Annotated in this window: 24 protein-coding genes, 1 tRNA gene and 2 pseudogenes; 7 read left to right on the top strand and 20 right to left on the bottom strand. The window is 34.2% G+C overall.

Annotated elements, in window-relative coordinates; all coding sequences use genetic code 11:
* Positions 1–131 precede the first annotated feature (131 nt).
* Positions 132–374, top strand: a pseudogene (locus MSWHS_RS21745) (hypothetical protein); the annotation flags it as partial.
* 143 nt (positions 375–517) lie between these two features.
* Here MSWHS_RS21745 and MSWHS_RS14310 read toward each other — a convergent pair.
* Positions 518–769: a pro-sigmaK processing inhibitor BofA family protein gene (locus MSWHS_RS14310; RefSeq protein WP_048128961.1), complete on the bottom strand. Its 252-nt coding sequence runs from the start codon at positions 767–769 to the stop codon at positions 518–520.
* 317 nt (positions 770–1,086) lie between these two features.
* Here MSWHS_RS14310 and MSWHS_RS22505 point away from each other — a divergent pair.
* The 3 genes and pseudogenes from MSWHS_RS22505 to MSWHS_RS20620 form a co-directional block, all read left to right on the top strand.
* A pseudogene (locus tag MSWHS_RS22505) lies at positions 1,087–1,335 on the top strand (hypothetical protein); the annotation flags it as partial.
* 221 nt (positions 1,336–1,556) lie between these two features.
* Entirely contained in the window at positions 1,557–1,739 is a 183-nt protein-coding gene (locus MSWHS_RS21750) for a hypothetical protein (protein WP_231585457.1), read from the top strand.
* 42 nt (positions 1,740–1,781) lie between these two features.
* Positions 1,782–1,866 (top strand) — tRNA-Leu (locus MSWHS_RS20620).
* Positions 1,867–2,023: 157 nt separating this feature from the next.
* Here MSWHS_RS20620 and MSWHS_RS14320 read toward each other — a convergent pair.
* The 9 genes from MSWHS_RS14320 to MSWHS_RS20625 all read right to left on the bottom strand — a co-directional run bounded on the left by MSWHS_RS14320 (position 2,024) and on the right by MSWHS_RS20625 (position 12,197).
* A complete protein-coding gene (locus tag MSWHS_RS14320; protein WP_048159257.1) occupies positions 2,024–2,986 on the bottom strand; it encodes a hypothetical protein in 963 nt (320 codons plus the stop codon).
* 100 nt (positions 2,987–3,086) lie between these two features.
* Complete coding sequence (locus MSWHS_RS18600) at positions 3,087–4,556, bottom strand: restriction endonuclease subunit S (RefSeq protein WP_052722735.1); 1,470 nt, start codon at positions 4,554–4,556, stop codon at positions 3,087–3,089.
* Between the two features lie 2 nt (positions 4,557–4,558).
* Positions 4,559–6,619, bottom strand: coding sequence for an N-6 DNA methylase (locus MSWHS_RS14330; protein ID WP_048159259.1), 2,061 nt, complete (start codon positions 6,617–6,619; stop codon positions 4,559–4,561).
* A 191-nt stretch (positions 6,620–6,810) separates the two neighbouring features.
* Positions 6,811–6,933 carry a hypothetical protein gene (locus tag MSWHS_RS22070; RefSeq protein WP_255353693.1) on the bottom strand — a complete coding sequence of 41 codons (123 nt, stop codon included), beginning with the start codon at positions 6,931–6,933 and terminating at the stop codon, positions 6,811–6,813.
* Between the two features lie 580 nt (positions 6,934–7,513).
* On the bottom strand, positions 7,514–8,287 hold the full coding sequence (gene istB, locus MSWHS_RS14335; RefSeq protein WP_048129661.1) for an IS21-like element helper ATPase IstB: 774 nt from the start codon (positions 8,285–8,287) through the stop codon (positions 7,514–7,516).
* Positions 8,284–9,528, bottom strand: a complete 1,245-nt coding sequence (gene istA / locus MSWHS_RS14340) for an IS21 family transposase (RefSeq protein WP_048159260.1) — start codon at positions 9,526–9,528, stop codon at positions 8,284–8,286. Before istA ends, istB begins: the two co-directional genes overlap by 4 nt.
* Before the next feature lie 225 nt (positions 9,529–9,753).
* Positions 9,754–11,364: a hypothetical protein gene (locus MSWHS_RS14345; RefSeq protein WP_052722736.1), complete on the bottom strand. Its 1,611-nt coding sequence runs from the start codon at positions 11,362–11,364 to the stop codon at positions 9,754–9,756.
* 219 nt (positions 11,365–11,583) lie between these two features.
* Positions 11,584–11,994, bottom strand: coding sequence for a DUF1249 domain-containing protein (locus tag MSWHS_RS18605; RefSeq protein WP_052722737.1), 411 nt, complete (start codon positions 11,992–11,994; stop codon positions 11,584–11,586).
* A 44-nt stretch (positions 11,995–12,038) separates the two neighbouring features.
* A complete protein-coding gene (locus MSWHS_RS20625; RefSeq protein WP_156151243.1) occupies positions 12,039–12,197 on the bottom strand; it encodes a hypothetical protein in 159 nt (52 codons plus the stop codon).
* Between the two features lie 255 nt (positions 12,198–12,452).
* On the opposite strand from MSWHS_RS20625, the gene MSWHS_RS14355 reads away from it, so the two are divergent.
* Both MSWHS_RS14355 and MSWHS_RS14360 read left to right on the top strand, forming a co-directional pair.
* Positions 12,453–12,641: a hypothetical protein gene (locus tag MSWHS_RS14355; RefSeq protein ID WP_048159263.1), complete on the top strand. Its 189-nt coding sequence runs from the start codon at positions 12,453–12,455 to the stop codon at positions 12,639–12,641.
* A gap of 194 nt (positions 12,642–12,835) precedes the next feature.
* On the top strand, positions 12,836–13,156 hold the full coding sequence (locus MSWHS_RS14360; protein ID WP_156151244.1) for a hypothetical protein: 321 nt from the start codon (positions 12,836–12,838) through the stop codon (positions 13,154–13,156).
* Positions 13,157–13,442: 286 nt separating this feature from the next.
* On the opposite strand, the gene MSWHS_RS14365 is transcribed toward MSWHS_RS14360, so the two are convergent.
* From MSWHS_RS14365 to MSWHS_RS14410, 10 genes are all read right to left on the bottom strand, one after another.
* Positions 13,443–13,757 (bottom strand): hypothetical protein, encoded by a 315-nt coding sequence (locus tag MSWHS_RS14365; RefSeq protein WP_048159266.1) that lies wholly within the window; start codon positions 13,755–13,757, stop codon positions 13,443–13,445.
* Positions 13,758–14,110: 353 nt separating this feature from the next.
* A complete protein-coding gene (locus MSWHS_RS20630; protein WP_156151245.1) occupies positions 14,111–14,266 on the bottom strand; it encodes a hypothetical protein in 156 nt (51 codons plus the stop codon).
* Between the two features lie 208 nt (positions 14,267–14,474).
* Positions 14,475–14,738: a hypothetical protein gene (locus tag MSWHS_RS14375; RefSeq protein WP_048159269.1), complete on the bottom strand. Its 264-nt coding sequence runs from the start codon at positions 14,736–14,738 to the stop codon at positions 14,475–14,477.
* Positions 14,719–15,189, bottom strand: a complete 471-nt coding sequence (locus MSWHS_RS14380) for a hypothetical protein (RefSeq protein WP_048159270.1) — start codon at positions 15,187–15,189, stop codon at positions 14,719–14,721. Before MSWHS_RS14380 ends, MSWHS_RS14375 begins: the two co-directional genes overlap by 20 nt.
* 39 nt (positions 15,190–15,228) lie before the next feature.
* Entirely contained in the window at positions 15,229–15,507 is a 279-nt protein-coding gene (locus MSWHS_RS14385; RefSeq protein ID WP_048159272.1) for a hypothetical protein, read from the bottom strand.
* Positions 15,508–15,737: 230 nt separating this feature from the next.
* Positions 15,738–15,947 (bottom strand): phBC6A51 family helix-turn-helix protein, encoded by a 210-nt coding sequence (locus tag MSWHS_RS14390; protein WP_048159274.1) that lies wholly within the window; start codon positions 15,945–15,947, stop codon positions 15,738–15,740.
* A gap of 2,261 nt (positions 15,948–18,208) precedes the next feature.
* Complete coding sequence (locus MSWHS_RS14395) at positions 18,209–19,666, bottom strand: hypothetical protein (protein ID WP_048159276.1); 1,458 nt, start codon at positions 19,664–19,666, stop codon at positions 18,209–18,211.
* A complete protein-coding gene (locus MSWHS_RS20635; protein ID WP_156151246.1) occupies positions 19,663–19,839 on the bottom strand; it encodes a hypothetical protein in 177 nt (58 codons plus the stop codon). The genes MSWHS_RS14395 and MSWHS_RS20635 overlap by 4 nt, the downstream gene beginning before the upstream one ends.
* Positions 19,840–20,480: 641 nt before the next feature.
* Positions 20,481–23,336, bottom strand: a complete 2,856-nt coding sequence (locus tag MSWHS_RS14400) for a bifunctional DNA primase/polymerase (protein ID WP_048159278.1) — start codon at positions 23,334–23,336, stop codon at positions 20,481–20,483.
* Between the two features lie 201 nt (positions 23,337–23,537).
* Entirely contained in the window at positions 23,538–23,744 is a 207-nt protein-coding gene (locus tag MSWHS_RS14410; RefSeq protein WP_048159282.1) for a hypothetical protein, read from the bottom strand.
* 174 nt (positions 23,745–23,918) lie between these two features.
* On the opposite strand from MSWHS_RS14410, the gene MSWHS_RS14415 reads away from it, so the two are divergent.
* Positions 23,919–25,226 (top strand): hypothetical protein, encoded by a 1,308-nt coding sequence (locus tag MSWHS_RS14415; protein WP_048159284.1) that lies wholly within the window; start codon positions 23,919–23,921, stop codon positions 25,224–25,226.
* Position 25,227 lies beyond the last annotated feature (1 nt).

Consider the following 25,227-nt stretch of genomic DNA (forward strand, 5'->3'; position numbering starts at 1 on the left):
TTTCTAAGGTCCCTTTCCAAACACTTTCTACAGGAGGCTTGGGAGCTCAAAAAAAGTACTCAAGAATATCAAAATCCTTGACATGACTTCTCAATCCCATTATGGATAATCCTGTGCAGTCCCTGTAAAATATACCTTACCAGTTTCCTCTCCTTGATAAACGTGAAGAGATTCTTGCTCTGTGTGCCTCAAACCCTGAAGTAATTATTTACACTGAGAGTCTTTGATCACAAATAAAAAAGTATAGTGAAATATTACAAGCCTTAGAGGCTCGCTTAAATCAAAACAGCAGAAACAGCATAAACAGCAGTAAACTTCCTTCTACTGATTTTCATGTGAGAGAGAAAACTAACCCAAGAGCCGCCGTGAAAAAGTTTTTTCCCTATTAATGTAGTGTTTCTTGTTGCCAGCCTGAGAACGATAGAGCCATAAAGAAGCCGAGGAAAGCAAACAAAGAACCTATGACATCTGCTTTGCTCGCTAAACACGTGTTGTTCTCGATTATTTCAGTGTTCATTTATCCTACAAAGGCGATCTGGAAGTAGCTAAGTATGATCACAATTACTGCACCAAAGACGCCACCAAGTGCACAAATAAGTATCGTCCATATAGATATCGCGACTTGTAAACCAAGGAATTTTGCTATGTACAGAATTACTAAACCAATAATGGCATTGATTGCAAGGCGAATAAAGCTGCCAAACAATTTGAACAACAGTAATGCTATAATTACCGCGATGACTAAAACGATAATTTCTGCCAACACCATAATATGGTATTTTTGTCGTTTTAGTATTAGGACTTAAGCGGTGGAAGCATTTTTGTAAATTGTATTAAAATACTTCTTTCAATATAATATCTATGATATAACCAAAAAATCATTAAGTTAATGAAATAAATCCCCCTAAACGTATCGAACTTGATTACATCAACTTTCTCATTACTTCTCCGCGCGTATTTAGCTGAACTGAAGCTTCTAAGTGCAGTTTTATAGACTGGAATAGTCCTGCTCATGATTCTTTTACTCATCTTCTTCTAAGACAGCCTCTGGGCCCGGAGGCTTTATAGGAAGAGGTCAAGGATTTTGTCACTCCAGAAGTTGGGTTTCTTATTATCGATGATACCACTCTCGATAAACCTTATTCCAAACACATAGATCTTGTTTACAGGCAATGGAGTGGCAAACATCATCAGATTGTAAATGGCATCAACCTTGAAACTGTTATCTGGACATATAATTGGACATATAATGATGCTATACTCCTTGTTGACTTTAGAATTTACGAGATAGACACTGAGGGAAAAACAAAAAACGATCACTCCCTAGATATGTAGAACAAGGCTAATCAAAATGTGAAATACTAGACAGAGTCTTGAAATAATCAAAATATGAAAATTGTATTCTTGGGTTCTGAAAAGCTACGAAGAATTGCTGCTGTTATTATAATACAATGGAATAATACAATGGAATTAGTTTCGTGCCTCAGAACTCATAAGAAACTAAAATTGAGTGCCTCAAACGTCCAAATTTATGGACGCAGTTGTATGTTATTAGTTTGTCAAAGAATACTAAATGGGCTGAAAAACGGCTAAAGTTTCTTGTCAGATTCCTTGATATTTTAGCTGCAGTTAAGGAGTTATTTAGAGTAATTCAAATGAAAATTTTAGACCAAATTCTTCTATCAGAATGCGTAGTTGCTTCAAGAAGTAATGTCAAAGATGCTGGATTCAGAGTTTAACATATAGGACTATATTTTATCAGACAGTAAACAAACCAACATGTGAGAGTTGCCCAGCCAGGTCAAAGGCGCCAGATTCAGGGTCTGATCTCGTAGGAGTTCGTGCTTTTGAATCGCACCTCTCGCACTCTTTCTTTGGGTAATAGGTATCCTGAAAAATAGATACTCAAAAGTTTATAAAGTGCCACAAGAACATTGGTTTATTGTCGATATAAAACATGAATAAATTAGTACAGTCTCGGTATGTAAATCTGTGTTTGGTGATTTAAGATAAAAACTATTACTTATTGAACAAAACATCGATCAATTAGTCGTTCTATCCTTTCGATTTGCTTCCCAGCTTGTTTTATACAAGCTATGTGGTGTTTATTCTTTTTTTTAAGGTCATTAATCCGATCAATTTCATTTTGCTGAGCAATTTTTTCAGTATTGAATTTATCTTTCAGCTTATCTAGAAATGTATAAGAATCTTGGTAGATTAGACAAAATTCATGGCCCAGGGTATTTGGATCAAGTTTGATACTTCCATAATTTATGAGAAAATCTTGATACAGTCTATTGGCATATTCCATTTCAGAACTTATTCTTTTTAGGTTAATTACTGCCATTTGAGCTAAAAAAACATAGTCCCCTTCTATTGTTTGTTCAAATTCATCTTCAAATAGCAATGAATTAAGGGCATAGAGATCTAAAAAAGCATCTAAACATTTATTTTGGTCAACTGTTAGCCCCATTTGATCTTGATTATGAAAAAAGTTATTACGATGTGTTCTTCTATCAAGAATGTTTTTTAGAATATGATATAATTCGTTATTTTGCTCAAAAGGTTTTCTCGCTTTGATTTCATCAACAATATTATAAAATGATTTAAACTGCCCTGCACTGTATTCTGGTGACCAGGTAAAAAAAGATCTATACTTGGATAATACGCCGTCCAACTGTTTTTTTTTGCTTTCATCCCTACCAATACCAAGACTATTCTCAAGTTGGGTTTGGTCAACTTCATTTCTTATAAATTTCTGAAAACTATTTGTATGTGTAGGGTTTTTCAGAAGCCCAAGTTTTTCCAAATCTTCAATGCAAGATTTGTGGTTATATTTCGTATTACTCTGCAACCAACTCTTCATTGTTAGTTCGCACAAATCATCTATTTGAATGTAAGCTGATCTTACATTATTGCTAGGACTAACGAGGTAGATATCATTTGCATTTTTGATGAGGTCAATTAAATCATGAATATAAGCCATAATTTCTACCTTCTTTCCTAAATCTTAACTTCAACTACAATTTGAGAATCAAATTTGGTGAGAGATGCTTCAGTTTCCTTTGCCTTATGGTTTATTCTTATCAATGTCTCACCTCTGTAGCAGACCTCTCATTTTTTAGCCAAATTGTTGCTGAATTTTCATCCTCCTTAATTGCGAGTTCAACAGCTTTTTTTGCACATTCCAGTAGATATATAGATTCTTTTCGTAAATTAAAGGATTCAGCTACTTCTTTTTGAATTATATTTTGCTTGCCATCATCAAGAATAGGTATTAAAGCTTCTTTTACTTGATCGGGTCTCCAATGAATAATGACAGACCCTCCTACATCTCTATTTATTTGCTCTTTAACAATGATAGAGTTAAGCACAAGTGCTAAATAATCTGGATTGACTCGTCTGTTTTTCTGTTTAAGTCGTAATATCCCACTAGAAGGTATCATTCTCTGAGGTTCTTCACTCAAGAAATAGGCTAAACCGGGGGTTGCATCCTTACTAAAAAGTATTTCACCCTTTTTGGGCTGGTTACATTTTGATTTTATAAAAGAAATTCCCGTTTGCTCATCGGGGGCTAATTCAGAGTACAACTTTTCAGAGATGTATTTTTCTTCCGTAATTTCAAAGGGTGAGAGATTACTTACTCTAATAAATGGAATACCTTCATTTGAATATTCGTCACTTCCGACTTCAATACATTTTTTTACAAAAACTAGATTGCCTAATGTATCCCATCCACTCGAATAATTTTTAATTGCTGTAACAATCTCATCATATTTAGGTTGGAAGTATTCTGCGTCTAAACGATCAGTTTGTTGAATGTCTGAATAGTTTTTGACAAAGCTCAATCGATGCTCAGGTTTCCAATCTGAAAGATTAAGTTCTTCTAAGAGAAGATTTTGAGCGTCAATATATTTCTGCTTTGATGATCCAATTTTTGAATAAGCGGATTTACAAATATCTTGGATTTGAGTCTGGAATTCAGACGAAAAAAGGGGGATGATCATTTGTCTTTGATTGATCAGCAAAATTCGATCTCTTGTTGTCCCACTACTGAATCTAAGGGCCTGTTGTCTACCGTACTTGGTGTTAAAAAATGTCGCTAAATAATATGGATTCAGTGCTTTCTTATTTTTTATCTTTATTCTTGTGATTTCACGTCTAAAAAAATATCGTTCGAAGTCTTTAGGAAGGACTGTAGAATAGCCTAAAAATCCAATTTTAGTTACAACAACTTCTCCCGGATATGCAATATGTTTTTTTAGATTATCTGCATCATCATCTGAGATATACTCAACATTACTTATATTCAATAGACCTCTATATGTGATATTTTGCATTCTTAAAGCTGGGACACCATATGAAGAATAAGAGTCAGCCAACAAGGTTGATCCAAATGGTCCATCAAATAAATTGCAGAGATCTCCGAGCAAAGAGTATTCCCTTTTAGTTAACAATTTTTCAAGATGCAAGTGTGAAGGATGATAAAACTCTGGATCAAGCCTCATATACTGTTTTTCAATTTCTGTTTGTTTTTGAATAATTGAGTACTTCATTCTCAGTTCTCCTTCCAAAAAGAGAAATTTTCTTTTCTGGCAAAGTCTATAAATGCTTCTGCAATGCCGTCGGGCAACTCTCCACCATGATTGTGTAAATCATGTTCAACGATTAAATGACCATTTTTATCTAATTTCAGTTGGCCGTTCTCATTTTTGACGAATTCATAATCTCCGGAATTATCCTTGCCACCCTTCTCAGACACGGCAAAAAAAATGGGGTAATCATCTTTCTTTGGGCAGAGTATCTCATCCCATTTTTGTATAAATAGAACACTTGTTTTAGTACCTGTATGAGGCTTAAAAGTATTCTGATGGAGACCTACTACGGCCAGTATTCGGCCATGCTCAGCTATGAAATCCCTTATGTACTTATCAGACGTATTATTGAACCGTCCTTGAGGTAACACAATTGCCATACGCCCACCAGGTTTAAGGAAATCCATATTACGTTCTATAAAGAGGATATCACGGCCGACCTTGCTTTGTGCCTTACCTCTCAAATTAAATCCCAGTTCATATTTGTGAATAATGCGGGATTCTTTGATATCTCCAGCAAAAGGTGGATTGGCCATTAAGAGATCAAACTGGAATTGTTTCTTATCAGTTGGGTTTTTTGCCAAACGTTCTAATCTGTCGTATCCTTTGCCATAAGTATTCACCCATTTAATATCCTTTTCTTTATCTTTCCAACGTTCGTAATCGAGGGAATTTAGATGTAATACGTTGGTTTCGCCATCTCCTGCAATAAGATTTAAAGTTCTGGCAACTCTAACGGTCTTTTCATCAAAATCAATACCAAAAATTTTTAGTACATCATCTTTGTCTTCTTCTGAGATTTCAGCATTTGTAAAAAGGTGCCCTGTAATATGGAAAATGGTATGAACCGGAAAACCACAACTACCGGCGGCAGTATCTATCATGTATTCGCCTCTAATAGGGTTAAGCATCTTTACACACATATCAATGACATGGCGTGGAGTGAAATACTGTCCCTTTTCACCTTTTGCACTTTTATTGACTAAATACTCAAAAGCTTCATCAATCACTAACAGATTTGAGTTAAAAAGTTTAACGTCCTGTAAGCTAGAAACACATATAGATAAATGACTCGGGCTTAAATCAAATCTAGCACCCTCTGGAAATACTCCCGGCCATTTTTTTTTGGCATCATCAAAAAGTGATTGAATTTTTAGATAAAGATTTGTTTCTGTTTGACCTGTATTACGAAATTCCATAACTCGGAATTTTTTATCGTTTATTTCAGAGAGAGTTTCTTTAAGCTTGTCATAATCTCCCCTTTCATCATCACTCATTTCATCTTCAAGAAAATCTTCGATTCGTTCTTTGTCTCTCTTACTTAATATCTCATCATAAAGTTTGGTAAATATCAGTTTAAAGACTTCCTCGAAAACATCTACACCGGCATTTGCCAGCACTTCATCTTCCATTTCTAAAATGATATCTTTTAATGATTTGCGCTCATTTGAAATTTTATCTTTAATAACAAGGTCTTTTAGCGTAAATCGCTCACTGAGAATATCTTCTAATTCCTGATTGGCCTTTGGAATATCAGTTATATCTTCAAAATAGTTTGGATCTTTTCGATGGTAATAGGAGATCTGTCCTCCATTAGTCCAAACACCTATCGGCGCCCCGGTTGCATTACAATAAGAACGAAGCTGGTTTTTTCCGTCTTTTAGTTTTGGTTTTTTAAGTTCAACAATTATGTAAGATGTCTCAGGTCGGTCTTTATCAAAAATAACAATGTCAGTATTTTTCTTTTCTCGTCCAAAATTAACCGCATATTCAAATTCCATTCGGCTTTTTGGATACCCGTATTCATTAATGAGACGCATAGCAAAGAGCTGGCGGACAATCTCTTCGGGTTTGAGTTGAATATCTTTCTCTCTAACAATGCAGGATACAAAAGTAGTTTCTTTGTCTCTGACTTGTTTTATGAATATTCTTTCTCTCAAAGAATCTATTTCATCGGCTGTAAAAAGAGAAAGATTATAATTGCTATCTTTAAGTATAGTTTGAATGATATCTTCTTGGGTCATTTTTGCCTCTATATTTTTATTGGTTGAAAGTTGTGAATCAATTAGTAGAAAATCACAATAGTATCATATCGCATTATTAAATATAATGTAAGATTTATACTTCATTTTAAAACCATCGACATTAAAAATTATATTAAATAGGTATATATTTTACGTATCTTTCAATTGTCGTCTTTGTTTTCTAAGAAGATTTAACCTTGTATTTTATAATTGTCTTTTATGTCTCCATGTCTGTCGTTCATGTCTCCTGAGTTTGTCTCCCGTGTCTCTTGAATTGTCTCCTGTTTCCCTATGACAAACGACAAAGGAAACATAACGTCTCCTCCAAAATTAGGTAGTTGCAACAAGTTTCTCCCATTGTTCCAAGCGTTCTCTTACATGAGCATAAGAGTAAAAGGCTTATCTTGTTTGGCGTTCTGTTTCATGTAATGCGAAGTCCCCTTAGAAAATTCTATTCTCTTCCAATCAATATAAAAATCTGAGGGATTTTTTGCCTTGTTTCTTGAGAATAAACCCTAAAAACTCCCGTATTAAATGGATAGGTTATAGATAACTCAGAAAAAAATGCACCATTTAAAATTAACTATTGAGCTCATCCCAAAACTTATTTTTAATCTCAATTATCATAATTGTTCGGGGTTGCTTTCTTAATAAGAGTCTCGATTAATCACTTAAATTAAGAGATCCAAAAAAGCAAATTTTGAGTTTTGGGATAGGCTCATTGTAAAGTACTGTCTGTGCAAAATATAATTTTTCTTTTGTTAAAGAAAAATAATATCATCTTAAAAAAAGTATATTGTCAAGGCCGGTTTACTTTTCCTCACATTAGCCGGTATAAATTTCCTCATATGCTGATATAAATTTTACTCAATTTTTTAAAAGTTTACTCTAAAATCACTGATACATATTTCCCATTTTTATTCCCTGTTTTTTCCTTTCCTTTAGCCTGTAACTCTCTCCTTTTATGTTAATCGTAGTAGAATGATGGAGTATGCGATCCAGCACAGCAGCCGCTATTACTTGATCCTGGAATATCTCTCCCCATTCTCCATATGACTTGTTTGATGTCAGGATCGTTGAACACTTTTCATAACGTCTGGAGATTAGCTGAAATAAGCAGTGAGCTCCTTCTTCGTCAAATGGGAGATATCCTATTTCATCAACTATCAGCACTTTATATTTCATCAAGTCCCTGAGTTTCTTTTCAAGTGTTCCTTCTGTATTTGCTAATTTCAACCTTTCAATAAGGTTTCCTGTATTGGTAAAGTAAACCGAAATTCCTGCTTTTACCGCTTCAATTCCAAGAGCAATTGCAAGATGCGACTTTCCAACGCCAGGAGGACCGAGCAAAACAACGTTTTCTGCATTATGAACAAATCTCAAGGTTGCAAGGTCTTCTATGACTTTTTTATCAATAGATAACTGAAACTCAAAATCGAATTCGTCAAGCGTCTTTTTCACAGGAAAAGCTGCAATCTTCATCCTTCTCTCAATTGCAGCAGCTTCTCTGCGTTTCTTTTCCTGTTCAAACAGATAATCAAGGACTTCCATTGTTGTCTTGCTGTCTCTTGCAGCAATTTCAAGGTAGTTGTCAAAGAGCTCTTCAATAGTATTCAGCTTCAGGTACCGCAGGTTACTGTGAAGTCTCTCATAGCTGAAGTTGTTCATTCAAAACCACCTTCACTGAATGTTTCATAGACATCAAGAGACCTTTTTTCAACTTCGGGATCTGAGAACTTCAACGGAATCTGTGAGCCTTTTTTGCATTTTGAGTTCTCTTTAAGAATCTCACTCAGTAGACCCTGGAAATGTTCCTTTTTCCTTGAAACTCTACAGTTACCAGGAAGGATTTCATGTTCACAGACTTTCTCATGATCAACATAAATCTCTAATTTTCCTTCAAATATTCGAAGTTCTGCAGTTCTTCCTGCAAACCTGTAAGGAACAGAATACTTATTTCCAAGGAACGAAATATAACAGTCTCTGGAGACCTTTCTGGTCTCCTTATGGACAACTTTGTAAGGAGGAACCTGATCCAGAGGGCTCAGGTTCTCCTCCTTAAAGCGTTCAAGAGGGATTTGATAGGTTGTTCCGTGGACAGTTGAATTTACCCTTTCTAACCACCTGTTAACTTGGCCGTTCAGGTCTTCGAGAGATGTAAACCTTCTTCCAAGGAAGAAATCCCTTTTGACATACCCTACCATATTTTCAATTTTGCCTTTTGTTTGAGGCCTGTAAGGCCTGCATAACCGGGGAACAAAACCAAAGCATTTAAAGAAATCCTCAAACTGTGAGTTCCATTCAGAATCTGATGATTTTAATGCTCTTTTGATAACAACCTGTTTCATGTTATCGTATAGAATCTCCTGTGTAAATCCTCCAAAGTACTCAAAAGCATTCAGATGACACTGGATAAGAGTTGGAGTGTCTATGCTCAGTGTAAATTCAACATATCTCATTCTGGAATATCCAAGAATCATGTTGAAACAAAAGAGTTTCTTTACCTTTCCATCAACCTCAACTGTTCCTAACTCTCCCCAGTCAACCTGAGCCTGGACACCTGGTTTTGTTTCATAGCGGAGTACGGCAGGGATTCCCTGCTCAGGTCGGACTTTTTGTACGAAGTCCTTGACTATGGTTTTTCCTCCATCAAAACCCATTTCTTTGATTTCCCGATAGAGGCGAGCAGCAGTATAGGGACCTTCTTTGAGTTTTTCTTGTATGTAAGGTTTGAAAGGATCAAGCTTGCTCTTTCTTCCAGAACGTTTCTGGGGTTCGGGCAAGGTTTTCAGTCGGAGATATTTCCTCACAGTTTTCCTGTCAAAGCCTGTTTGTTTGGCGATTTCACTGATGCTAAAGCCTTGTGAATACAAATCTCGTATCAATAGCCATTCCTCCGTTTTCAGCATTATTTAGGATCCTCGAGCTTTTCTCAAGGATTGGAAATTGGGGAATTTTAATCCGGCTAAAATGAGGAATTATTCACCGGCCTTGACATATATCCATTTGATGGCAGATAACGATGAGCTTAATGTTTACGGATAACAAGAATAACGTATAATTTATTACAACCACGTTAAGTTCGGTACCTTTGCAACACGAATAAAATGGGTTTGTATAAAAGATAAATTAGCTTATACAATTTCTTCAGAGTAGAAATCTTCTCTCTCTTCAAGTATAGCAAAATTAACCCAGCTTTTTTCTCCCAAACCAATTAGATTTGAACCAATATATAAATTATCAATCATATAAGTGGATTCTTTTCTTATCGCATCAATGCAACTTCTCACTATTATTTGTTTTTCTATTGACATAAGATTATTTGCATAAAATTCAATCATAGGTAGCCAATCATACAAAGCTCGACATCTATCAAATGTAAATATATCAACAAACATTTTTCTTTCTTTAGCGATATATTTGTGTCTTTTATGATTCTTCACATTACTGTGGTAAGGGTATCCAAGCTGATTTAATGCCAGTTCTAACCACAAATAAAACATTGGGACATCACAAAAAATTCCTCCATTTTTATCAGGAATTTCTTTATAAATTTTAGGTATAGCTTCTTTTAATGTTTCAGACAATACACTCACATATCCTTCATATGAAGTTAATAATAAACCTCTAAACTTAATAGCATCAAATCTAGAGATTTCATTTTCTTTGTCGGTATAATGATTGAACCAATTCGAATTAATATCTTTTAACTCACGTATAAAATGATACATAGGATATTTTTCAGGAGATAAAAAAAAGTCGCTTCCTATAAAATTTTCAATTCTCTCTTCAAATAGATTTTCACATACAATCTTTATATTTTCCATTCTAGAGACATCAGTTTTTAAAATTTGTCTGTAGTCTCCGTCTTCATTTATGTTAAAGAATCTCTTTCTAGCAGAATTTATCTTTAATATTCTGAAAATAGGTTGAACAATATTGCTGTATAACAAAGGATATTGAGATGCAAAGGCTGAATATGCCTCTTCAAAATTATTATCAACTAATTGTTTAAATTTATCCATCTTAATGAACCGAATACCTATATCGCCTGCAAATTCTAAATCTTCTCCAAATACTTCTTCTTCAATGAAAGTATGTGGCAAAAAATATTTTGTTAAGAAATCAACATTTTTTTCTGAATGCTCTGGTAGAGTTGAATTAATAATAAGAATTCCGATTTCACTGAGAGCTTGTTTATCAAAAATAGTATGTATTGTTTTGAATGTTTTTTTACTTAAAAGTGATGACGTGAAATCTAAATAAATTATATCAAAAGATAGTGGATATATTTCTAAAAAGGATTCGATTGACCCATTGTAAATTTTTAATTGTTCATATCTATCTTTTGCATTTTCTAAAGCATTATGATATGTTTCTTTATCATTTTCAAATGCCCAAACATTTTCTATAAGAATTCCTTTTGATAGCATCAGCTTAAGATCGTTTTCAGGTTCTGGTCCACAAAAATAAGCAATTTTCAAGTCGGATGGTTCTTTATTGCCATATGTCTTATTAGAAAAATTAATCCAAGAGTCCAATACAGATTCATCAGCATTCGCTTTTTCGATAAATTTATATTTTAAAAGATATTCTTCAAAAGAATAATCCCAAAGTCTTTGTATATATTTTGCATTCAGAATTTTTGAATTATTTTGGTTTAAAGTTAAAGAATCAATCGCATGATTCCATATCGCTTCTCTACTTTTTTCTTTTATTTGTTGTTTGTAGCTAGTGTTAATCATTGCTTATCCTCATTCAGATAAATATCGAGCGAATTACTATTAAGAATAGTTTAAAAACAACATATAAAATTTTGTATTAATTAACTAACGACTATTAACAGAACAATTACTGAAGTCAGCCAGCCAAAGGGCATGCAAAAAATGGATAGCTTCTACCTCTATATATGCGGTTACCGGCAGTGCCCTGGTATTCTTTAAAATCAAAAAAGGAACCGGGAATTATTCTCCCTCCTTCTCTGCCAGCACATAACTTTGATTGATGATATTATTGAGCCAATCACTAAGAAAGTCATTAAGCTCTTTTTTCAATTTAGGATAGTATTTTCCAGGTTCAGGATAAACCACTTGATAAATTCCCATGTAATCATTTCTAAATGTGAGAGCTTCAGCCATTCTCAATTCTTGATAAATCCTTACTTCCATGTCAGGGTCCGCCATTACATCCCCGTTTTGTTTTCCGTTGTGTGCCAACGCGATTGTATTAGATGCGAGCTTATCCACGTTTAAAGGCATTAAACCAGAGCTTACAAACTTCATATAATCAGATTGCATTTCCCCGGATTCGTCGATAATTCCCATCTGCTGAAGTCTTGCGAAAATCATTTCGTATATTGTTCTTCTCATTTTCATTCACCTTCTCCCGAGCACAACATGAAAAGAATCAAAAGGCCTGATTAGAAAGGCCTCAGATACATCGGGTCTATGAATTCGAGTGCTCCATCCCCTTCAAAAATAACCTCTATTTCTTCTTCCCTGATTCCAACAACAGTACCCTTCCACTTCTGGTTTTCGTATCTGACAGCCATTCCGATTTTAAAGCTTTGTGTGTTCATCTTTGTTATGCTCCTTTTAGTTTCATAGGGCACTTTGCCCTTACTACAATATACCATTATTGCTTAAAGTATATAAACTTTACTCAGATATGAGGGAATAATTACGTTTCATTGATCTTCTTAATAAGGCTAATCGGGTACATAAATGAATTCAAGTCCAATAACTTCTTATGTAATAAAGTTTATATACTTTAAGCAATAATTATATGTTGTATAAGAAAAACAGAAACTAGAAAGATGTAGGAGAGAAAACAAATGGTAATCAGCAGAAAAGGAAGAATGAGCAAGTATCAGAAAATTAAGGCCGCACTCGACAAAGCAACAAATGTAGATGAAGCATTTCTTTTTATCGAGAAGTTCAATCTGACAAATGAAGAAGCAAATAAGCTGGTTGGAGATTGGAAATTTAAGCAGCATGTTCTAAAGGTTCATGGGGTGATTTAAATACCCCTTTTTCAGAACATCACAACGAGCTAATAGACTCGTATCTTGTTAATATGGAAAGATGAATGTGTTTTCGTAGCCATGTCGGCAATTGTGGCACTAAATACGTTGAATGGTGCCTGCTGTGGGAAGTAGAGGACTAAGAACCTCTTTACTGCATAAAGAATATATAGTTTAGGTTGTAAGAGATCAATATGACCGGAGAACCTAACAGACCATCCAATACCGTACCCATGAAAATTCTATGCAATATGGTACTAATTCCCAATAGAAAAGATGAAGTAGAGTATTTCAAAGTTGATAGTAGAGGATATCCAACCCCGGCAAAAATAGCGTATGCAAAAAAAGAAGTTACAATAATTGTAGGTCACAGAGAACGAAATAATCTTATGGTAACGCCTGATGATCGTGTATTCACTGGCGTTTTTGGGAATAATGGGCGACTGTCTTCTGTGGGAAAGGGATTAGAAGGCCAAGAACTTACAGTAATTATACACATCCCTGAAGAAAACTAATTTTTCTCACTACCTTTTTCTCTCTTTTTTGTGGTTGTAATAGCCTCTTATTCTAAGCCCTTTAGAGAGGCTTTTAAGAGCGTCATCGATCAAAACCTAAATAGCCCGTAATTGTTAAGCCAAGAGCCAGAAACAAGACAACGTTACATATTAAGAGCTTCCAGGCCTGCAGTCAGGATAACAAAAAAGACATATAAAAAGTCAATTGAAGTGCCTGGAAGTAAAAGACCATAATGGAAATTTTGGTAATATATTGAATCTCAACTTTATTGAGATTAGTCTACAATTACACCTTCTTATAGACTGCATAATTTCCTTCATTATCGTAAACCAATCCAATGTTACCATCTTTCAACTTCTTAAAAATTACATTCCCGCCGTTATCATCATCTATCCAAAAAGTGTATTCATCTTCTGTCTCTGTCCAAGTTCCCTTTGCGTTTTCCGTTCCTCCAGAGTGATAGAAGGCAGTGTGTTTCTCATCGTTTGAAAAAACAATATATTTTTCGGAGTTTTCTGAATTGACGTATTTAGTTTCTTTTTCTGCACAGCCACTAACAAGTAAAGCGAGTATCAAGATTAGGATAATAAGCTTTTTCATATTTTCACGTCCTTTTACTTGTTAGGGAAACTATTATATTTTAAATTGTTCTTTTTGTTCAATTTTATAGAACGTTAGTTTTAATCTAGGGCTGTAAATTCATTACATCCTATAGTTATTTGATTACTCCTTTATCCTGTATTCCTTCGGATTGGAATAGGCCTGCAGCTATCAGCACAAGATATTAGCCTCATAAGGAAAACAAGTTAAACATTAGAAGGATTAATGTGTAAGGATTATGCAGGCTATATTATACACATTTATTTTTAATATATACAGAAAAATAGAGCGAATTAAACGATTTAAAGGTATTATACAGCTTTATTTTTAATGCATTAAAGATGACAAGGTGTTTAGTTTTCTTCCCCGTCGAAAAGTCCTGCAGCCCTGTACTTTTTCATTAAAGCCTCTATCTCTTCTTTTGATCTTTTCCGCGGCCATGGATTAGGTTTTTTAGAAGCTGCTTCTTTAAGTTCTTTTATTTCCTTTTTAAGTCGAAAAACAGTCATTCTATACCTTCTTGCAGGTTTTACGAATGAGTTTTAACACATGAGTATGAGGATGTGAGACAGTATAGGCCTTAAGGTTCTCTTCGGTTTCCCCGGTATCAGTAAGGCCATTTTCCCAGAAAATGAATATTTTATGTTGTGGCTCATACTGCGTAATAATTGAATTCTTAAGCTCTTTTAGTTCCTTTCTTAATTGTAAAAGTGACATTCAAAAACTCCCAACCCAGCGCTTGAAATATGGATTCTTAACTCTGTCATTACAGCTTTCTAAAATAGTATTTAATAGCGCTTCCTTGTCAACTTCATTGAGTGCGTAAACTTCCCCACTCTCACGGATCCGTCCACTTATCCTGGCAATATCTCTTTTAACTTCTTCCTTTGCGCTTGATAAATGACATTCAACCTGTGAATTATGAGAGTTTATCCTTTGTTTCAGACTTTCAAGTTCTCTTTTAAATTGTTGGATAGACACTATAACCCCATATCCCCGCGCTTTCCATTTCTCGAAGTAATTCATATTCCGCGTCTATGACTTCCGGAGTCCTGGCCATGTCAGAGAACTCATTCAGCTTATCATAAACTCTTTTATAGTTCTCCACTTCTGCAGGACAATTAAAAAGGTAATCAATCGCTATTTGTGGTTTATCCGGGTTCTTTACGTTCCATACAACCCTTAATAAGTTGTGGTTCGCCTGTATTACTCCAGGATCACAAACAAAGCCCATTCTTTGAAGTTCTCTTAATTCACGATCCGATGTTCCATTATCTATTAACCGCTGCCTGGCTCGTGCCTTGGCCATCTCAAACTCTTTAGAACAGCGCAAGAGTTCAGGAGTAGGTGATAAATTTTCGCTGTGTCTATTTTGTGGTATTATGACTTTCCTGAGCTCCTGTATTTCCCTTTTAATCTGCTGCAGCGTCATATTTAAGTACCTCACCGGCAAGTTCTTTTAATTCATGCCTTATTTTTTGGATTGAGATTTCAAAGCCTCTTTGAGTTCTTCTATTTCGTTTTTGATTTCGTCAAGTTCTGTGTCTTTCAGGATTGAGTTTTGAACCTGAATAGCCTGGAGATATACCCTCATATATGCAAGTTTTGTACTATCTCCTTCCTGAGGTCTAAAGCGTTTAGCTTTTAGCCTTTCCTGAAGCTGCTTAATGATTTCAGAATTGGAACTTAACAGGCTTTCACGTTTTGAGAAATATATAGAGATTTCGGGTTTGCTGTTAGTGGTTTTCATAATTTCTCTTTATAAAGGGTTGTCTCTTATCTGACATGTTTTCTTTAGAAAACGTTTTATAAGTTAATAAAGTTATTCCCATATTCTATATGAATAAAAGGTTAAAAAGGTTAATTTTTTAGTACAATTTCACACACAAAAACGATACTAATAGAAGCTGTTTAAAAAATGTAGTTAATCCTTAAAAGATTCAGCTAAAACCGGAATTTCAGAATTTTTAAGTTTTTAGATTAAAATCTAGCTCTGCTCTTTAACCATGCCCTTGTTTCTGCGTCTGAAATTCGTTTTACTTCCCTGGAAAACTCCTTATTTTGTCGCCAATTCCAGAGAGTTTGAACCGTAACCCCCAGCATATCAGCTATTTCATAGTATTTCTTAAGCTCTGTAGCCAGGAGAAAAGCCGCCCTGTACTTAAGTGGAGTCCATTTAAAATTTTCCATAGGGTATAATTATGCCTGTAAATATTTTTATTTTTCTTTGAAGATTTTTGATAAAACCCAACAAAACCCAACGTTTTAGAGGTATTTTTTTGAATGAAATTGATAAGAATAGACATTATTCAATAAATCAATGTGGGGGTTAATTTAATTTGATATTTCGATTTAACAAAAATGTAACATATTTTGATTCATTTTAAGTGAAAATTCGATATTCGAAGGCATTACAAAAAGACAATGTAAGGGTAAATTTAATTTGAAGTTTTTTTATGAAAATGCAGAAAACTTCATGTTTTACAGGCTTCCAGAAAAGTTAATTCAATAACAGGAAGCACAGAAGAGTAAACATAACCTGAATAAACATATGATAGGGTAAACACATTAGAGGGTAAACATGATTAAATTAAAGTTTTATTCATTGGTCATCGGTTAATGAATTTTCTTGTCTGTACGTTATCGATTTTAGAGCAAAAATTAGTCCCAAGTTTCGAACATCAAAACTAAAATCGATGCTCTGTTCCAACTTCACATCAATATATGCTTTTGAGAAATATTACAGAAATAGATCAATTTATCATGATTCCTCACTTAACCGAAGACGCATGAAGTTTTATTTTCATTACACTTTTAGTGTATCCCGCTTTTGATTTTTGCTCTTTTTTGTGCATATACATATAGTGCATATTTTCACTGAATATTAATCCCATGTATAAATTTAACCGTTTAGATACTTGCAAAACTCTCGATTGATCCCTTTTTAATACTCCCAGAACTCTAAATAAGCAATCTAAAAGCTTCGTATCTTCAGCTGCAAGCCGTTCAAAAAATAGATATAAAAGCGCGTCCTGTTCTGCCTACCATTCCATCAGGATCCGGATAAGGTCCATATCCTGATCTTCCTGCCATTTTACTAAATCCTGCAATAATTTATCTATTTCAGGGTATATCAATTCCATATAAGTTAATATGTTCTCAATATTATAAAAGCTAGTTATTAAACGATAACGTAACATTTCGATACAGAATTAAAGTTATAAAAGAACACATCAGGTCTGCCGCTTATGGTTTGTATGCTTAAACTGTCTAAACTCATTATGCAATATAATGCAACGATTTTCACATTATAATAAAAGCTCTTTATTCCACCATAACGAAAATATAGCGAAACAATTAGAAACAAAATTAAGGTTATAGAAGAGCCTGCAAGGTTTACAGATTATGATTTTCTTATACTCAACGGTCTAAAGAAGCGAAACAATTTTTTCACGTCATAACATGCACATTTTGAAAGTGGATAACGCGACATCTCGAGACAAAAACGCCCTGTACGAGAAACAGAAGTGAAACAAAATAAGGTATCTGTCTATCTTTTCCTTATGTGATTTTTTATTCTTTCCTGCTGAATGAATCGAGACAAAAAACCTGGACAAATTAAAGGTAAAACTAAATAATAGCGTTTATCCGTATGCGAGTTTAGTTACTCATCCTCTAAGAAAAACATGGACAAAATCAAAGGTCATGTTAACAAATATCCACGCTATTAATATTCATTCCCACATTCGAGAATATAGGAGAAAAAGCAGGAATTAATGGATTTTGAGGGATTATAGGGTTTTGTTTGAGGGTGAATAAGATTCACACAAGAGAAGGATAAGAAGTTGAGTGCAGAGGACGAATAAAGCAGGAATCTAAAATATATAGGGCCCTCAAAAAATCACCAATTTTTTAAGGGCTAATTAGCCTTATTTAGTATATTGAGTATAGTGGTAGTGTTTCCCCGATTAAAGTACAGATTAATAATGATTTATTTCTTATTAAACGGGTCATTTATCCTTAATTCTAACCTTAAGGCTCTAATGTATCTTATTTTTAACACCGAACTTAGTATAATGGAAAACGAGTTCAGGAGTCATAATTGCAAAGAACTTTAACTTATAAAAGAACAAAGCTATAATTTACCTCAGTTATCGATTTTAAAGCTTAATATTGACTTTTTTATTAAAAATCGAATTTTAAGGATGTACTTTTGTTGCGGAAACTCTGGTTCTATGCCTATTACCTAAAATAAGCAATATAAACCTTCAGTTTACCCCCTTATTTAGAAGGACCCTAAAAATATAAAATATGAAGGACTAGAAGGTAAAACGACTGTGGAAGCTTGTGGGATTGAATTAAAATGTGAGAATAAAAGGATTACGCTGGTTCACAATGCCAAGTGTAAAAGTAAAAACTAGCTAATTTTCAGTTTTTATTATTCAATAAACTCAGTGTGAAATTTCAACATGTGATACGATTTCTTTTTGATTGATATCATACATAATTCGACAAATTTCTTTTGGATATACTGCCGTTGCGTCAAATAGTATGTCGCTAGACAACTGAGAATTTGTTCTCTGTCTAATTATCCACAAAAAACGAGGCATTGGGGTTTGTAAAATTTCCAGTTTATTATAAAAATTATAGTTCAATAAATATGTTCTATAACTATTTAGACTTGTTAAAAATAGACCTACATCGGCATTTGTATGGAACAACACGTTTGTTTCTTCTATAGCGCGTTTTATTTTTATATACTGTGGATATATAAGACCAAAATTCAATCTCATTTTTGGGTAAATTGGAACCACTAATTTATCAACTTCAACAAATTCGTGTTGTCCTTCTACAGTCCATTTGTTTATCCATTTAGAAAAATTATTATCCGGTTTTACTTTGTGAAATGGGCCTACTTGGTCATCATGTATATAAATCTCTATAACCTTACCATTATTATTATAACGATACCCACTTATAACCACTGCATGATACTCTGGTTGTCTGTTATTTTTGACTTGATTACTAGCTCCTAATTCAGTGTTACTTTCTATTTGTTTAGGTCCTATTTTTAAGGTTGCTATTATAGGCAAACCTGCGTGATTGTAGGCTTTTACGGCATCCGCAATTACATCATCATTTTTATTGTACAAAGGACAACTATCTTTTATTTTTTTAATTGTAATAAACTCAGTTTCGATGCCGAGCGAATTGAATTGACCTTTCATTTGGAGCACAGACAAACCAGTTGATGGAAAATTCCTGCCTAAGTTAGGGAAAGTAACAGCTAATTCTGTTATTTCGTATGGAGAACGTTTTTGTATTCCAAATAATGCATGTAAGGGATGCAACGATACCCAGCATGCAGACGTGGCGCATGCACCAACTGCCGTATCCTGCGGTAAGAATGGAAGCGTTTCAATTGATAGAGGTAAGCCAAATAACGAGACATTATAATTTTGAGTAAGATAAAAACGATATTCTTCTACATTTTCCCCAGAAGGTTCACGTGGATACGTTTCTATCAAAGTGCGTCCTAAACATGGATTTCCTTTAAAGTCTGTAATTGGTCTTACTATTACAAACCCAAGATACGATTTCTTAAACTCATTGAATTCGGTTTCCGTATAATTCTCGATTAAAGAGTTAAATCTATCAATTGAAATCTCTTCTTTAAAAATATGGATTCTTTTTGTGACTTTGAGGTCTATGTCAAAAGACCGAGAATAAAAATTTGAAAAATCGATTATAAAGTCTTTATCAACATATTTTTTCTCTATTATATATGATTTTGCTCCTAAATAATTTAAATAATCTTCGACATATGCAGCTTGTTTTGAAGCTCCAATATCTTCTAGAATTTGGGTAAATAATTTTATCTCGTAGTTTGACTCATCATTATTATTCATATTGTAAACTGCCTAAACAATTCATTGACTGATACTTCATGAAGTTCATTATTAAATCTAATTGAAGCTTCTATTATATCATCATCTAATTGAGAGGACTCTAAAAAACGCTCTCTTACTAATTCGAATATTTCTTTCTCCGTTAATTCAGTCTCACTTCCATGCCCATCCATCACACATTCTCCCTTTCACATTCAAATAACACATAATCATCTTTTTCTGTAACTTAGTCAATATAATTTAGGGGTTAACAAACTACATATATCGAACTTAATTAACTTGCTTATGGTTTGTTATCTTATATATCTTATCCTAATTTAATTTTTTAACCAAATTTTATATATCCCAATTTATTACAGAATTTATTAGTTGTCACAATATTATATATTTTGATTTTATATATTAGCGCCGTTTAAATTCAGCCATATCTCAACAATTACTTATTTTATACTTAAAACCTAGGTTTGTATCCTTTAGACAGGATAAATATATTGATATATGATACAAACATTTTTTCTCTAACTGTTTTAAATTTAGCCGCCGACTTTTGACACTTAATTTAAACCATGAAAACATCCATCAACTTGACAGAATCTACGAAAACAAAATTATATACCTAAATCCGTTTAAAAAATTCACAACTTGAAGATAATATACTTGGATATAGTGCTCAGGACAGCAATAAAAATCCGTTTTTCAAATGGCATACATCGAGATCCATAGGTTGAGTCTGCATACAGATCAATTTACAACGATTGTAGAGAATTCGATTTTTGACATCTCATAAAAGTTTGTATAATTTTTTGTGGAAGTTTTAGAATGACCCTTCAAAGATTCCTGCAGGATACTTCCATTTAGTATTGTTGCACAAGTGTGCAAGTGTAGTCAAATAATCCCTGCCTTTGGTGATTTGGCGGTCTTCCATGTAGTCCGTGATGAATTGGTCCATTAGAGAGCTGTGAATCCATTCAGCATATTTTTGTGATTCGCGTTTGTAATCGATCAAGTCAACTTTTGTCCGTTCAAGTTCTGAAAGATCAGACTTCAAGTGCCTTTTTGGGTCTTGTGAGTCACGATTACTGAACGCGGTTGCATTGCTTGAACTATCGGTATAGTAAGATAGTTCACTTTTATTTGTTGGCAAATTCCCCAAATTATCCAAATTCCTCAAGTTCCCAGAGTATCTTACACTATTTTCAATAGGTGAATTTGAGAGAATTTGAGAATTATTATACTGTTTTGTTTGCACATCTAGATGTGTAGAAGTACACTCTTTTAATTCTTTCAAATTCTCCCAAATTCTCTCTTGTATTTCCTCGTTAGATACTCTGGGAATTTGCGGAACTTGGGGAATTTGGCGAACTTGAACCCTATCTAAGCTCAGCCTGACAGCATCACAGTCAATTAACCTATAAAAAAATTGAGTTTTATGATTGCCTGGGCTTTTCTCAGAAATGACTTCAATCTGCCCAGATTCCTGCATTGTCAATATAAGCTCGTGAAATTCTCTTGATTTTAATTTTGTCTTCCTTAGTAGATCCGAATGAGCACAAATACCGTTAGAAGCCTTTAGAGCCTCAATAATCCTATCAATCATATTGTTAGTTGGATCAACTGTTAGAAGGTTGTAAACATCACAGATAGTAGGCAAAAAGTAATCAAGGATCATTGCAGCTGCAATTTTCATAGATTCTAAAGTAATCTTACTCGATACTGTAGACTTTCCAATTTCGATCAGTGCGGCAAATTTCAAAATGTATATTCCGTACCTACTCCAAACAGAAGCTAAAAATTCTTGATTAGAAGCCTTTGCAAGTTGTTTATTAACATCAATGTCAGTATCAATATAGAATTGCATAGCCTCCGGCTCAATATCCATAGTGAAGGGAGGCATATCTCTAAAAAACCTAACAAGTAACGCGATTCGTTTTTCTAGGTCGCTTCTTGCTGTGATATCCTCGTCTGTAGTCAACCTCAACGGCCGTTGATTAAATTCATATGTTGGAGCCGCATAAACATATCTAAAGCCAAATCCACTATCAAAGTCTGGTATTGTAATACTTCTCTTAAATTTGGCAAATGTAGATGCTGTTAATTTTGTAACATAAGGGTCCTTGATATCAAAGGTTTTTTGCTCTCTTTTTCCACCTGAAGCAAGTCTTTTATTTTGACTGCTTCCGTCATAGATTTTGCATTCAAACTCAAAATATCCTGCATTATATTTCTGGCCCATCTTCTGATAAGTTGTACTCACCTCATCATTAACCATAAATTTAATAGGTTCTTGTGATAGGCTTTCCAGATATCCTTCAAGAGAATAATCTGTATCTGTGACAGGCTTTCCAATCGCATAGGCTAAAAAATGCCGGGCTATTTCAATTATAGTTGTCTTTCTTGATATCGAAGATAGACCTAAAAAAGTAGTCCAAATATTTAGGTGAATACCATCAACTGAAGTTGCTAAATCTATCTTAGACTTACGCTGCACTATAGAAGATAGCAACCAGAAACCCGCTAATATTTTGTACTCCCTATAGCCATCAGACATACGGTCAGCATACGCAACAAATTGCGTGATGAAGTGATCTTTAGGAAGGTTACAAATTAACTGCCTCTGTGAAAAATTCGTTTTTAGCAGCTCAATCTCTGCTGCAGTCATCTCTTTTACTGCATTGTCTAAGAAGTCGTTAGATGAAACTGTTTTCTTTTCCTCTTCTTGCTTATGTTGCCCTCTGAAAGCGCAATTATCACATTTTGAATTAAGATTTTTATCGAGTGTGATACTTCCCAATTCCCTTTGGATTGTATTACATTTCCAGGGCTTCTTAATTTTATTTCCTTCAGGTCCTAACTCATGCTCGCTTATCTCCCTGCTATACTGCTCTCTAAAAATATATTTGCATGCGAGATCAAGAACTTCAAAATTAGCGCCATTTGCTTTAAGGTCCGCCATCACTGCTAAAGTTTGTTGTCTGCCTGTGCTGCTATGCCAATCATTGACGTGAGGGGCTTCTTGATGCGCTTTGAACTTTTCCCGAAGACATGGTTTACATTTCTGTAGAATCACCTTTAATTTGTTGTTAGCTGCGAATAACGCCTTAAGCCGGGTTATAAGTTCTTCAGAGATTTCCGGGATATCTTCGAGGGTCTTGAGCCCTCGGTTAAATTCGTAAGTCTGCCTGCTTTTGTGCCTGCTTGGAGGAAGAACTGCGTTACTACCATCTGATAAAATCTCGATCCCTAAGTCGTGATGTTTCTGAGCTTTCAGGGCTTCAGTGTATTTAAAAAATATATGTCCTCTGCTCTTTGTCCTACTTGACATCAGCCAAGTCTCTGAGTTCATGCCTTCCGTAAGTTCCTGCCATATAGCAGGATTCCAGTCGTCCACATCAACAACTAAAATCCCTGATCTTTTACCACATTGTAAACCTATATTGGCCTTATCAAAATATGGATTTCTCCCGGGTCCCCAATACTTATTAATTTCTGTCTCGGTTAATGGCTTCTCCACACTTTCCCATGCTTTGATTAAGACACCTTTCCCGGGGCTCTGTGGCTTCTTAGTTTTAGGGTTTATTTCCGGGGCATCAGGGCTTAACAAGGGATGAACTATTAAGCCCATTTGGGTATAATTTAATGCAGCTTCAAGAATTGCATTATCAGAGATCATCCTTCCAGCCTTCCTTCAGGATTAAACATTCTCACAGCTCTGTGCAATTTGCATAATTCGTTTTGCGATTACTCGGTCAAGAACATCAGTGCTTTTAATCATCTGTTTTAAGATGTCGGGATGCTCAGTACTTACCCGTTTTGCCCAATCCGAAAATGATAAAAGGTTTTGAGTATTATTTTCCATGGCCGAGCACTCCATTTAAGCTATGATCGGCGCTCCGGTTCCTTTCTCATCTTGGCGGGTGGTAAGGACCGGGGTTATCCTTAAGCTATTGTCTTCAAGCATTTCTATGTTCACTCTGCTACTCTGATCGAGTTTAGCATTCTTCGCCCATGTTGCAGGTAAAGGGCAGAGAAAACTATATCCGGTTTTTTGAATTTTACGTTCACCGAAAGAAAGGATCATTTTAGTTACCTCTAAAATATATATGTCAGTTTTTGTATAAGAAAATTCTTTGTAATTAGTAAAATAGATTACATATATGTACTTAATTTTCAATAATTACATATTGAGTAATCCTAAATCAAAAAACATATATTAAAACATGTGTTTTAAATATTACTAAACTTATTATAACTCATGGCTAGGAAGAAAGGAGATATATCTCAGAGTGGAGTAAAGCCAGATATTATAAAATTTATTCTTGAGAATAAAGGACAAGTTGAAGAGCCACAAATTAGAGAACATTTAAAGAAAAATAATGAAAAAATAAATCAGGGAAACGTTAACAGGCATTTACATGAATTGCATAAAGAATTTAATTGTATTGAACTAAAAACTATAAAAAAAGGTCGGCGCACGTACAACATTTGGGATATAACAAAGCTCGAAAATTTGAAAAATATACAAACACATTTTAAGGATATCGAACTGAATAGATATGAAAAATCTTTGATGATTATTCTTAATGAAACTGACCACTTCATAACATCCCTCACCGGGCTTCAATTTTATATTCGGTTGTTTCTGTCAGCATCTTTTTTTAATATGTGCATAAAGACTAATATCGAAACGCTATTTTCAAGAGCTTGGAAAATTTACTTGTATAATAAAGGATTTATGGATGATCTACGTATCAAACAACTTCTAAATGAATTTTATACTCTATATATTAAAGACAATCCGAATTTTGAAATTTCGAGTGAAACATTTCAGGTTACAATGAGAGAATTGGCTCAGAGAAAAGCCGAAAATTCGGAAGAAATATTCTCAAAGATGTGGGAAGAAAAGTTCTCTGGGTTGTACAAAGAAATTTCGAGAGAAAAGTTCATGAAAATAAAGGAAGAGCTTGTCCAGAGAATTGCTGGACTTATGGAAGTAAATCCTGAGACAGAATTATTCTATGAGAAATTTGGAGAAAAATACCCCGGATTATCAAGAGAACATATGAAGGAGATTCTTATAGATAAAGTATACCATGTAATATTAGAAAAAGAGGTTCTTGACCATTCAAAAGATTATGAAAATTCAATAGAAAGTTTCCGAAAAACAATCGGTCAAGATCGAGAAATGCATACAAAAATGGAAAGAATATTGGAATTGATAACGCTTCAGCAATTAGACTTCAAGATGTCAAGATTTGATTTGCTTTTAGAGAGCTTCCTTTATTTTGATATACTAAACGGTATTGACTCCCCCGACGAACTGGAGTTCGTAAAAAAATTAAAAGAAAATGAAGCAATACGTGATGCTTTGTTCACTGAATTGAAAGACCAGAAAGACCGCGAGGAAGTAGTTTTAAAATGGTTTTTAAGTGACTTGGAACAATCAAGTAAAATAATATTTTATTATAAAAAACCATCGATTTTCAGCAAAAATTACAACACATCTGATGAGGTATATCAAGGTCTAATAGATTTTTTTGGTTTTCGGTCCCTTCTCAAATAAA

The organism is Methanosarcina sp. WWM596, assembly GCF_000969965.1.
In the GTDB taxonomy this organism is placed as follows: domain Archaea; phylum Halobacteriota; class Methanosarcinia; order Methanosarcinales; family Methanosarcinaceae; genus Methanosarcina.

What these genes read in the sequence shown, in the direction of transcription:
- MSWHS_RS14310 (WP_048128961.1), bottom strand. Translation starts at nt 769, where the DNA reads ATGGTGTTGGCAGAAATTATCGTTTTAGTCATCGCGGTAATTATAGCA.
- MSWHS_RS14320 (WP_048159257.1), bottom strand. Translation starts at nt 2,986, where the DNA reads ATGGCTTATATTCATGATTTAATTGACCTCATCAAAAATGCAAATGAT.
- MSWHS_RS18600 (WP_052722735.1), bottom strand. Translation starts at nt 4,556, where the DNA reads ATGAAGTACTCAATTATTCAAAAACAAACAGAAATTGAAAAACAGTAT.
- MSWHS_RS14330 (WP_048159259.1), bottom strand. Translation starts at nt 6,619, where the DNA reads ATGACCCAAGAAGATATCATTCAAACTATACTTAAAGATAGCAATTAT.
- MSWHS_RS22070 (WP_255353693.1), bottom strand. Translation starts at nt 6,933, where the DNA reads ATGTTTCCTTTGTCGTTTGTCATAGGGAAACAGGAGACAATTCAAGAG.
- istB (WP_048129661.1), bottom strand. Translation starts at nt 8,287, where the DNA reads ATGAACAACTTCAGCTATGAGAGACTTCACAGTAACCTGCGGTACCTG.
- istA (WP_048159260.1), bottom strand. Translation starts at nt 9,528, where the DNA reads ATGCTGAAAACGGAGGAATGGCTATTGATACGAGATTTGTATTCACAA.
- MSWHS_RS14345 (WP_052722736.1), bottom strand. Translation starts at nt 11,364, where the DNA reads ATGATTAACACTAGCTACAAACAACAAATAAAAGAAAAAAGTAGAGAA.
- MSWHS_RS18605 (WP_052722737.1), bottom strand. Translation starts at nt 11,994, where the DNA reads ATGAAAATGAGAAGAACAATATACGAAATGATTTTCGCAAGACTTCAG.
- MSWHS_RS20625 (WP_156151243.1), bottom strand. Translation starts at nt 12,197, where the DNA reads ATGAACACACAAAGCTTTAAAATCGGAATGGCTGTCAGATACGAAAAC.
- MSWHS_RS14355 (WP_048159263.1), top strand. Translation starts at nt 12,453, where the DNA reads ATGGTAATCAGCAGAAAAGGAAGAATGAGCAAGTATCAGAAAATTAAG.
- MSWHS_RS14360 (WP_156151244.1), top strand. Translation starts at nt 12,836, where the DNA reads ATGACCGGAGAACCTAACAGACCATCCAATACCGTACCCATGAAAATT.
- MSWHS_RS14365 (WP_048159266.1), bottom strand. Translation starts at nt 13,757, where the DNA reads ATGAAAAAGCTTATTATCCTAATCTTGATACTCGCTTTACTTGTTAGT.
- MSWHS_RS20630 (WP_156151245.1), bottom strand. Translation starts at nt 14,266, where the DNA reads ATGACTGTTTTTCGACTTAAAAAGGAAATAAAAGAACTTAAAGAAGCA.
- MSWHS_RS14380 (WP_048159270.1), bottom strand. Translation starts at nt 15,189, where the DNA reads ATGACGCTGCAGCAGATTAAAAGGGAAATACAGGAGCTCAGGAAAGTC.
- MSWHS_RS14385 (WP_048159272.1), bottom strand. Translation starts at nt 15,507, where the DNA reads ATGAAAACCACTAACAGCAAACCCGAAATCTCTATATATTTCTCAAAA.
- MSWHS_RS14390 (WP_048159274.1), bottom strand. Translation starts at nt 15,947, where the DNA reads ATGGAAAATTTTAAATGGACTCCACTTAAGTACAGGGCGGCTTTTCTC.
- MSWHS_RS14395 (WP_048159276.1), bottom strand. Translation starts at nt 19,666, where the DNA reads ATGAATAATAATGATGAGTCAAACTACGAGATAAAATTATTTACCCAA.
- MSWHS_RS20635 (WP_156151246.1), bottom strand. Translation starts at nt 19,839, where the DNA reads ATGGATGGGCATGGAAGTGAGACTGAATTAACGGAGAAAGAAATATTC.
- MSWHS_RS14400 (WP_048159278.1), bottom strand. Translation starts at nt 23,336, where the DNA reads ATGATCTCTGATAATGCAATTCTTGAAGCTGCATTAAATTATACCCAA.
- MSWHS_RS14410 (WP_048159282.1), bottom strand. Translation starts at nt 23,744, where the DNA reads ATGATCCTTTCTTTCGGTGAACGTAAAATTCAAAAAACCGGATATAGT.
- MSWHS_RS14415 (WP_048159284.1), top strand. Translation starts at nt 23,919, where the DNA reads ATGGCTAGGAAGAAAGGAGATATATCTCAGAGTGGAGTAAAGCCAGAT.